This window comes from Synechococcus sp. WC10meta, from assembly GCF_047461475.1.
The window spans coordinates 1-6,306 of the sequence record NZ_JANSHF010000003.1 but is presented as its reverse complement, the minus strand read 5'-3'; the positions used below and the strand labels follow the sequence as shown (position 1 = coordinate 6,306).

General features: G+C 68.0%; 8 protein-coding genes. 6 read left to right on the top strand and 2 right to left on the bottom strand.

All coding sequences use genetic code 11. The features are described 5' to 3' along the window. Both NW804_RS02235 and NW804_RS02230 read right to left on the bottom strand, forming a co-directional pair. On the bottom strand, nucleotides 1-186 hold a 186-nt coding region (locus tag NW804_RS02235; RefSeq protein ID WP_414422756.1), incomplete at its 3' end, for a hypothetical protein. A gap of 28 nt (nucleotides 187-214) precedes the next feature. Next, nucleotides 215-1,900, bottom strand: coding sequence for an NAD(P)H-hydrate dehydratase (locus NW804_RS02230; protein ID WP_414422755.1), 1,686 nt, complete (start codon nucleotides 1,898-1,900; stop codon nucleotides 215-217). 356 nt (nucleotides 1,901-2,256) lie between these two features. On the opposite strand from NW804_RS02230, the gene NW804_RS02225 reads away from it, so the two are divergent. The 6 genes from NW804_RS02225 (at nucleotide 2,257) to NW804_RS02200 (ending at nucleotide 6,293) form a co-directional block, all read left to right on the top strand. Next, a complete protein-coding gene (locus tag NW804_RS02225) occupies nucleotides 2,257-2,643 on the top strand; it encodes an ASCH domain-containing protein (RefSeq protein ID WP_414422754.1) in 387 nt (128 codons plus the stop codon). Between the two features lie 213 nt (nucleotides 2,644-2,856). Next, entirely contained in the window at nucleotides 2,857-3,276 is a 420-nt protein-coding gene (locus NW804_RS02220; protein WP_299286351.1) for a cytochrome c maturation protein CcmE, read from the top strand. A gap of 10 nt (nucleotides 3,277-3,286) precedes the next feature. Continuing rightward, the gene (locus NW804_RS02215) at nucleotides 3,287-3,670 is read left to right on the top strand and encodes a nucleotidyltransferase domain-containing protein (RefSeq protein ID WP_414422753.1); all 384 of its coding nucleotides are present in this window, start codon (nucleotides 3,287-3,289) and stop codon (nucleotides 3,668-3,670) included. After that, nucleotides 3,630-4,013: a HEPN domain-containing protein gene (locus tag NW804_RS02210; RefSeq protein ID WP_414422752.1), complete on the top strand. Its 384-nt coding sequence runs from the start codon at nucleotides 3,630-3,632 to the stop codon at nucleotides 4,011-4,013. Before NW804_RS02215 ends, NW804_RS02210 begins: the two co-directional genes overlap by 41 nt. Beyond that, nucleotides 4,010-6,016 carry a heme lyase CcmF/NrfE family subunit gene (locus tag NW804_RS02205; RefSeq protein ID WP_414422751.1) on the top strand — a complete coding sequence of 669 codons (2,007 nt, stop codon included), beginning with the start codon at nucleotides 4,010-4,012 and terminating at the stop codon, nucleotides 6,014-6,016. The genes NW804_RS02210 and NW804_RS02205 overlap by 4 nt, the downstream gene beginning before the upstream one ends. 10 nt (nucleotides 6,017-6,026) lie before the next feature. Next, complete coding sequence (locus tag NW804_RS02200) at nucleotides 6,027-6,293, top strand: AAA family ATPase (protein ID WP_414422750.1); 267 nt, start codon at nucleotides 6,027-6,029, stop codon at nucleotides 6,291-6,293. Nucleotides 6,294-6,306 lie beyond the last annotated feature (13 nt).

Here is a 6,306-nt window from a genome sequence, read left to right as displayed (position 1 = left end):
AGATGTGTATAAGAGACAGGCCTCCACCAGGGCCACGTGGGCGCGGGTGGGAGGATTGAAGGAGGCGGGGAGAACGCCGATGCGCCGGGCCCCGGGCGTTGCCCGATGCACCCAGCGCCATTGAGGCGGCCCCTGAGGGTCCAGCTCCCTCAAAAGCGCGTTCAGGTCCTCCCGTTCAGGACCCATGGAGGAACTCCCGGGGAGGACGGTCCGCTTATCCGCCCAGGGCCCGGAGGGCCATCGGGAGGCGGGGGAGGAGGTCCCCGGCGGTCACGCCGGCCTCCCCGATCTCCGCGCGGGCCCGCTCGCCGGCCAGGCCGTGCAGATAGGCCCCCAGGGCCGCCGCCTCGAAGGGGCCCAGGCCCTGGGCTCGCAGACCCGCGATGGCTCCTGCCAGCACATCCCCGGTCCCGGCGGTGGCCATCGCCGGGTTGGCGAAGGGCATCACCAGGGCCCGGCCATCCGGGGCGGCCACCACCGTGAAGGCGCCCTTCAGCACCACCACGTGGCCCCAGGCCTGGGCGAACTGCCGGGCGATCCTCAGGCGATCCGCCTCGATGGCCGCTTTCTCCAGCCCGGTCAACCGGGCCATCTCGCCGGGATGAGGGGTGAGGATCGCGGGGCCGGGAAGGCGGGCCGCCCAGTCCCTGGCCTGGGCGATGGCGTTCAGGCCGTCGGCGTCCACGATCAGAGGCGGCCAGGAGAAGGCCGGCGGAGGGGCCTCCGCGGTCTCCAGCTCCAGCTGGAAGCCCAGGCGTCCGCGTTTGAGGGCCCGCTCCATCCCGAACATCCGGTGGACGAAGGCCACCGCTTCCTTCTCCTGGGTGAGCCCCGGCCCGAGGACCATGGCGGCGTAGCCCTCGACGGCCTTCGCCAGCACTTCCACGGCATCGGGGATCAGGACGCCCAGCTCATCCGGCAGCAGGATGTAGGTGATCTCCGCCGTCCGCGCCGCCAGGACCGGGTAGATCGTTCGAGGGATCGCCAGGGTGACCCATCCGGCGCCGACGCGCGCCGCCGTGTGGGCGGCCAGCCCGGGCGCGCCCGGGTAGTTCGTGGATCCCGCCACCACCACGACCTTCCCGAACGTGTTCTTGTGAGCGTCCGCCGGGCGTGGGGGACGCCAGGCCCGCGCCATCGCCGCGTCCATCACCTCGAAGGCGCCCTCCGGGACCCACTTCGGATCGATCCCGATGTCCGCCACCACCAGCTCCCCCACGGCGTGCGCGGCCGGGAACCGGAAGTGACCGACCTTCGGATGCGCGAAGGTCACGGTGAGATCGGCGTGGAAGGCGTTGGGGTCCAGCTCCCCGGTGTCGTAGTTCATCCCGGTGGGCCCATCCACGGCCACCAGCCAGGGCTCGGGGGGCACCCGGGAGCTCCAGGCTGTGGGAGCCAGGGGGGCGCCCGGGGCGAAGAAGGAGGCCGGCCACGGCCGCCGATCGCTCACCTCGGCGCGCACGATCTGGAGCATCCGCAACAGGTCCCCCTCCAGCGGGCGCGTGGTCCCGGTCCCCAGCAGGGCGTCGACAATGACCGCGGCGCTGCGGACCCAGAGGCGGAGCACCCGCCACGTGCGGTCGTCGCCGGCCTGGGCGATGAAGCAGCCGGCCGCCTTCGCCGCCTGGAAGACGGGATCGGTCTCCTCTCGGGGTTTGAGGAGGTAACAGGCCACCTCCGCCCCGGCCTCCTTCAGCAGGCGGGCCGCCGTCAGGCCGTCTCCCCCGTTGTTGCCGGGGCCGACCAGCACCAGGATCCGCCGCCCCTGGACGGGCATCCGTCGCATGATCTCGGCGGCCACCGCCTGGCCGGCCCGTTCCATCATCCGCGCGTAGGTGTGGCCAGCGGCGTCCGCCGCGGCCTCCGCCTGGCGCATCTGCGCGACGGTGAGCGCTTTCATCCGTGAGGCTCCCAGGAGAACAGAATCCGCCCGGGCCTCCGGGCCATCGGTTGCCTACCAGTAAAATATATAGCGAACGGGGAGGGAAAGCGATGGACCTGATCAAGCCGCTCTCGTTGTTGGACAAAGTGCGTTGAATCGAGCCGATCGCTTCGGACATCCAGCGCGAGTTCATGTCGATGAGGCCTGCCCCGCGGAAATCGTTGTGGGGCCTGTGCGCGGATCTGGGGCCAGCGCCGTCGGCCGAAGAGATCGACCAGGCACGTCGGGAAGGGTGATCTCTTTCTGATGGAGCATGTTCGATTGCTTCAAGATCAGGGGTCGCGCCGTTATATCGCAAGCCAGGAGGGAAAGCGATGCGCCCGGAGCTGGGGTTGATCGTGCAGGAGCCTTACGCCACATACATCGTGTTGGGGAAGAAGACCTGGGAGATCCGCCGGTATCCGACGCATATCCGGGGGCGCATCGGGATCGTCAGCCCGCGGGGGTGGATCGGGACGGCGGTGCTGACGGAAGTGCGGGGCCCGGTCTCGGTGGAGGCCCTGCGGCATCAGCGCTCCCGGCACCGGGCGGATCCCGAGTTCCTGGAGGCTTACGCCCGGGGGCGTCCGCTTTACATCTGGGTGTTCACCGACCCTCAGGCCTTCCCCGAGCCGATCCCCATCTCCCGCCCCCGGGGGCCGGTGGTCTGGATCCGGCTGGAGGAGCCCCCATCTCGAAGAGCCCGTAGGGCCCGTCCCTGAACGCCACCAGCGCCTGGACCCTTGCGGGCCCGCCTCGCGCCTTCCCCCGGACGCCTCCCTGGTCGGTGAAGGCAGGCGTTCCCTCTCTGGCCACCTCGCAAGGCTTCGTCCTCGCGGATTGTGGAGCGCCGGCTCTCGATTCCCCAACGAGAGATAGAAGAAACATCCTGGATATGTTAGACTCAGAGCAGAGCACGTGGCGGGAGGCCTCAGATGCGCGCTCGCTTTTGGGTGGGAGGCGGTTTGCTCATCGCTGCCATCGGAATGCTGATCGTCAACGGGTTGCGCAGCGCGTCCCAGTATTACCTCACCGTCTCCGAGCTGAAGGCGCGGGCGGCGAGCCTGCAGGGCCGCCCCATCCGCCTCTCAGGGATCGTCGACGGCGGGACGATCCGCTACGACCCGGAGACGCTCTATATCGAGTTCGGCCTGGTGGACCGCGTGGCCGACATCGGTAAGGTCCCGCCGCTCAAGGTGGTCTACCAGGGGGTGAAGCCGGACCTCCTCCAGAACGAGGCCCAGGCGATCGTGGAGGGCACCCTGGGGCCGGATGGGGTGTTCTACGCCCGGACCCTCCTCCTCAAATGCCCGACGCGTTACGAAGAGGAGGCCGCCACGGGATCCTCCCGATAGGAGGGCTTGGATGGTCCGGGATGTCTCTCCCCCGGAGGAGCTCCAGCAGCGGCGGGCCGCCCTGGAGGCCGAGCTGGCCCGCTTCCTGGACTTCCTGCGAACCCATTATGTCCCTCAACGGGTGATCCTGTTCGGCTCCCTGGCGGAGGGCCGGCTCCATCCGGACTCGGATCTGGATCTGGTCGTGGTGATGCCCTCCTCGCGCCCGTTCCTGGAGCGCATCGGAGAGCTCCTGGAGCGCTTCCGTCCCCGCGTGGGCATGGATCTCCTGGTCTACACCCCTGAGGAGTTCGAGGAGATCCGGAACCGTCCCTTCTTCCGCGAGGAAGTGCTGGCGAAGGGAGTGGTGCTCTATGAATCCCCTTCCGGAACATTGGCTCCGCTTCGCCCGTGAGGACTTGCGAATGGCGGAGCTGGCTTTTGAGGATGAAATCTACAATCAGACTTGCTTTCACGCGCACCAAGCTATCGAAAAGGCCCTTAAAGCCTGCTTGGAGGCCGAGGGCAAGCTGCCTCCCAGAACCCATAAGATTGCGGATCTCATCGCTCGAGTTCGCGGTTTATCTCTATCTGACCTGGAGGGAAAGTTGCTACGCATGGATCGTTTCGACATTCCGCCCCGATATCCTGACGCGCTACCCGGGATGCTACCTGAAGGATGGCCGGGCCGTGCGGAGGCCTTGGAGGCCCTGGATCGAGCCCGAGAAGCCCTTCGACGAGTGGAGGCACTGCGATGAGTCTGCTGGGGGAGCTGGTGCTGGATCTGGCGTGGGGGCTGGGCCTGGCGGGGACGGCCCTGGCCTTTTATGTAGGGTGGCGCCGGGAGGCGCGATGGGAGGAGGTGGCCCGGCGCATCGGCCTGGTGATGGCGCCGCTGCTCACCCTGGCCGTGCTCCTGCTGGAGTCCGCCCTCCTCGCGGATGACTTCCGCCTGATCTACGTCGCCCAGGTCTCCCGGCAGACTCAGCCGCTCTTCCTCAAGATCACCGCCCTGTGGGGCGGCCAGAACGGCTCCCTGCTCTTCTGGTCCTGGCTGATGAGCCTCTTCCTCTTCGCGGCCATGGCCCGCGCCGATCGCTTCCCCCACGATCTGCGGCCGTTCATCGCCGGCGTCCTGCTGCTGACCCAAACGTTCTTCCTGCTGCTCAACCGGTTCTTCGCCAACCCCTTCGAGACCTTCCCGGTCCCCCCGGCGGATGGACGGGGGTTGAATCCCCTGCTGCGCCATCCGGGGATGATCGTCCATCCCCCCCTGCTCTACCTCGGCTTCGTCGGCTTCATCGTCCCCTACGCCATCGTCATCGCCGCCCTGCTGGCCGGCCGGCGGGATGATGAATGGATCCCGCTGCTGCGGCGGTGGACCCTGGTGGCCTGGCTGTTCCTGAGCCTGGGCCTGCTGGTGGGGGCCCGCTGGGCCTACGACGTGCTGGGCTGGGGCGGCTACTGGGGATGGGATCCGGTGGAGAACGCGGCCCTGCTCCCCTGGCTGACAGGGACCGCTTTCCTGCACTCGGTGATGGTGCAGGAGCGCCGGGGCATGCTGAAGGTGTGGACAGCGCTGCTGATCATCCTCACCTACGCCCTGGTGATCCTGGGGACGTTCATCACGCGCACCGGGGTGATCGCCTCCGTGCACGCCTTCGCCCGCTCGGCCATCGGGGTGCCCTTCCTGATCTACACGGGGCTGGTGCTGGTGGGCTCCCTGGCCCTGCTGACCGTGCGCTGGGAGCTCCTGCGGGCGGAGAACCGCATCGAGTCCTGGCTCTCCCGGGAGACATTCTTCCTGCTCAACAACTGGCTCTTCCTGGGGATCGCCTTCGCCGTCTTCTGGGGCACGTTCTATCCGATGTTCTCCGAGCTGCTGTTCAACGAGAAGCTCACGGTGGGCCCCCCATATTACAACCGGGTGACCGGGCCGCTGTTCGCGGGCCTCTATCTGCTGATGGGGGTGATCCCCTTCCTCCGCTGGCGGCGGACGCCGGGGGCTTCCCTGAGGCTGGCGGTGGGCTCCTCGGCCATGGCCGGGCTGGGGGCGATGGCCCTCGCCCGCGCCCTGGGGGTGTCCCTACCGTGGGCCCTGGTGGGATTCGGCCTTTGCGCCTTCGCCGGGTGGGGGACCCTGCTGGATTATGCGCTGGGGGTGCGGGCGCGGCGCCGCGCCACGGGGGAGCCCTGGCCGACCGCCCTGGCCCGGCTGCTGGCCCGCAGCCCCCGCCGTTACGGGGGTTACCTTGTCCACCTTGGCGTGGTCCTGATCGGGATCGGGGTGATCGGCTCCCAGGCTTACCCGCAGGAAACCCAGCGCACCCTCCAGCTGGGAGAGGCGCTCTCCTTCGGCGGCTACCGGCTGGTGTATCAGGGGATCCGGCAATACACCCCGGCGACGGAGCCGGACGTGGTGGTCACTCAGGCCTGGGTGCGGGCTTTCGACGCCCGGGGGAATCTCCTCGCCGATCTTTACCCCTACGTGCTGCAATACGACAGCGGAGAGAGCCTGACGCCCCCGGCCCTGCGGGCCACGCTCAAGGAGGATCTTTACATTCTGCTGAGCGGATGGGTGGAGGGTGGGAACCGGGCGACCTTCAAGATCTTCATCAACCCGCTGGTCTCCTGGATCTGGATCGGAGGGATCGTCCTGATCCTGGGGACGCTGGTGGCCGTGTGGCCTCGGCCCGCGCCGGCCCCAGTCCCACAGATGATCCGTCCCCGGCTTCAGGAAGAGCCGTCGATGGTCTCGTGAGGAGGGGTTCATGCTGAAACGCGTTCGGATTCAGGGATATCGCTGCTTTCGCGACGTGGAGGTCGAGCTAAAACCGTTGCAGATCCTGGTCGGCCCCAACGGGAGCGGCAAGAGCGCCTTCCTCGATGCGATTCGGTTTGTGGAGGATATCGTGCGGAATGGCCTGAAAAAAGCGGTGGAGCGCCGGGCCCGGCACCCCAGTGAGTTGAGCTGGTATGGGAAGTCTTCCCATATCAACCAGTCGCGTATACACAACAGAAGATGCCGCCGAACGTAGGCGGGGAGAGGGG

Excerpts from the sequence above, each read along its gene's own strand:
- NW804_RS02200 (WP_414422750.1), top strand. The coding sequence starts at position 6,027 with ATGCTGAAACGCGTTCGGATTCAGGGATATCGCTGCTTTCGCGACGTG.
- NW804_RS02220 (WP_299286351.1), top strand. The coding sequence starts at position 2,857 with ATGCGCGCTCGCTTTTGGGTGGGAGGCGGTTTGCTCATCGCTGCCATC.
- NW804_RS02205 (WP_414422751.1), top strand. The coding sequence starts at position 4,010 with ATGAGTCTGCTGGGGGAGCTGGTGCTGGATCTGGCGTGGGGGCTGGGC.
- NW804_RS02225 (WP_414422754.1), top strand. The coding sequence starts at position 2,257 with ATGCGCCCGGAGCTGGGGTTGATCGTGCAGGAGCCTTACGCCACATAC.
- NW804_RS02230 (WP_414422755.1), bottom strand. The coding sequence starts at position 1,900 with ATGAAAGCGCTCACCGTCGCGCAGATGCGCCAGGCGGAGGCCGCGGCG.
- NW804_RS02210 (WP_414422752.1), top strand. The coding sequence starts at position 3,630 with ATGAATCCCCTTCCGGAACATTGGCTCCGCTTCGCCCGTGAGGACTTG.
- NW804_RS02215 (WP_414422753.1), top strand. The coding sequence starts at position 3,287 with ATGGTCCGGGATGTCTCTCCCCCGGAGGAGCTCCAGCAGCGGCGGGCC.